This window comes from Bartonella sp. EBT8, assembly GCF_055796165.1.
The window spans coordinates 1-1403 of sequence record NZ_JBTTDJ010000071.1; the positions used below are offsets into that span (position 1 = coordinate 1).

General features: G+C 33.6%; 3 protein-coding genes. 1 reads left to right on the forward strand and 2 read right to left on the reverse strand.

The window, feature by feature from the left end; translation table 11 throughout:
• The first annotated feature begins 167 nt into the window (after positions 1–167).
• Positions 168–662, forward strand: a complete 495-nt coding sequence (locus AC0QT4_RS09105) for a hypothetical protein (RefSeq protein ID WP_473201346.1) — start codon at positions 168–170, stop codon at positions 660–662.
• Positions 663–693: 31 nt separating this feature from the next.
• Here the strand turns inward: AC0QT4_RS09105 and AC0QT4_RS09110 are convergent, their stop codons facing one another.
• Together AC0QT4_RS09110 and AC0QT4_RS09115 are read right to left on the reverse strand one after the other, a co-directional pair.
• Positions 694–987: a HigA family addiction module antitoxin gene (locus tag AC0QT4_RS09110; RefSeq protein ID WP_473201348.1), complete on the reverse strand. Its 294-nt coding sequence runs from the start codon at positions 985–987 to the stop codon at positions 694–696.
• 17 nt (positions 988–1004) lie between these two features.
• Complete coding sequence (locus AC0QT4_RS09115) at positions 1005–1286, reverse strand: type II toxin-antitoxin system RelE/ParE family toxin (RefSeq protein WP_473201347.1); 282 nt, start codon at positions 1284–1286, stop codon at positions 1005–1007.
• Between the last annotated feature and the right edge of the window lie 117 nt (positions 1287–1403).

Sequence of the window (1403 nt, forward strand, 5' to 3'; positions counted from 1 at the left end):
GTGGACACTTTACTTTGGTGCTATTTTTTAGTCTGCGTAATTTTCCTTATGTTGCGTACACGCAGTTTAATCAATATCTCTGTTTATACGCTCCAAGCTTCCACTAATAATACAAAGTAAAGTTTTTGACTTTGACAGAGTTTTCGTTATCTATACAGGAGCATTCAGTGAACAGATCAACACCTCAATTTGATAGAAATCCCAAGTTTCTCCTTGATATGCTTGATGTCCATCTGAAAAAAATTAATGGTTTTATAAAAACTGATTTTTATGACTTTAAGCATATCTACGACGGTCCTTTTTTAGTTTCTGAAACCAAGTCTTTTCCGCTTGAATCCATTATAATCGTAACTATCGAACAACCAACAGAAAATGAAATAGACCCAATGGATAAAAGCCCAGTTACGCATATTTTTGATTATTTAGAAAAAGTTCGTAAAGGTGAGGCTTTCACGGTGAATGGATGTCCAATACCACCATCTCAAAATGTTCCTGGATTTTGCTATATTGTCTGCAATTTAACTGAAAGTATAAGAAGATCTTGCAAATTTTTTGATTTAACTAAAACAAACGATGGTCTGCGATATTTTGGTTACCATAGGAACTACAAAACCTATATAGAAGTTTTGTCTTTTGAAAAGCTTAAAAAATATAAAAACTAAGTGCATTTTAGGACAGAGTAGATATTAATTTTTAAAGATGCCCTGCTTGCTCTAAAGGTGAAATATGTGGAATTGGATTGTTATGACGCGCTTGCCAGAGATCATGCTTTTGTTGCAATTTAAGCCAAAATTCCGCATCATTTAAACCCGCCTTTTCTAAGCGTAAAGCTAAGTTGATACTAATTGCCGCATGACAATTTAAGACGCGTGATAAAGTTAAACGCGCAATACCAAGACGATTTGCTGCTTCTGTTACTGTTAACCCTAATTCATCAAGCAATTCTTCTTTCAAAATGTTACCAGGGTGTGGAGGATTGTACATCATCATAATACCTCAAAAAATCAATGATAATCTTGATAGTCAACAAGTTCAACATCTGTCCCAATAAAACGAAAGGTAACCCGCCAATTGGCATTGACACGCATTGACCAATAACCTTTTAAATCCCCTGCAAGTTCATGGAGACGATACGATTTTAGGGTTACTTGTTCAGGAGCGGATATCGTATCTAAAATTACCAAAATATTTGCTAATTTTTTAGCATGAGCAGGTTGTATACCTTTGCAAGATCCTCTTTCGAAAAATAATTTCAACCCTTTATGCTTAAAACTAACAATTGCCATATATTTCCCTTTTGATACTTGATACTATACACCATACACCTATGTCAATCAATATTAAATTAAAGAGCGCTACAAAACATAATTTTATATGTTAAAAAATAATAATATCCTTTTGAA